Here is a 447-nt window from a genome sequence, read left to right as displayed (position 1 = left end):
GTTTGTTGAGTGCTGTCATTGGGCTGCCTCCTGGCGAATTTTCTGCGCTAAATCGTCAAGCATGTTTGCATAATTAAATTGGTTTACGTCATCAAGGGCACAAGCCGCCATCTCCACACCCTGCGCCCGCACTTCAGCCAGGAATGCGTCGGTGGCCGGGGTTTTATTTTCGGCCTGAAGCCACTGGTTGTAGTGATAATCAAACATTCCAGTTGGGTGCCCGCATCCACCGTGGGTGTGGTTTTTCATGGCGTCACCACACATGCAGTAGTCATTGTCTGCATTGTTGATAATCTTAATGAGTTGCTGCATTCTCTCGCTGGTTTTATCGCTCTCCGCCGCCAGCTCCCTGCACTTGCTCTCGGCGTTAGCGAGCTGCACTGCCATGTCTGTGAGCTTTTGCTCTGATGCTAATTCAGCGGCTTGCCAACCACGCCAAGCCCAGAA

At 52.1% G+C, this 447-nt stretch carries 1 protein-coding gene; it reads right to left on the bottom strand.

The window, feature by feature from the left end; genetic code table 11:
• Positions 1 to 15: 15 nt before the first annotated feature.
• Positions 16 to 387 (bottom strand): hypothetical protein, encoded by a 372-nt coding sequence (locus FDX01_RS23350; protein WP_349290580.1) that lies wholly within the window; start codon positions 385 to 387, stop codon positions 16 to 18.
• Between the last annotated feature and the right edge of the window lie 60 nt (positions 388 to 447).

This window comes from Citrobacter sp. wls613 (genome assembly GCF_005281195.1).
GTDB lineage: Bacteria > Pseudomonadota > Gammaproteobacteria > Enterobacterales > Enterobacteriaceae > Citrobacter > Citrobacter gillenii.
Note: the sequence above shows the minus strand (reverse complement) of the source record. Positions and strands in the feature narration are given on the sequence as shown.

Bases quoted from the DNA above. Each gene is read 5' to 3' on its own strand.
- FDX01_RS23350 (WP_349290580.1), bottom strand. From the start codon at position 387: ATGGCAGTGCAGCTCGCTAACGCCGAGAGCAAGTGCAGGGAGCTGGCG.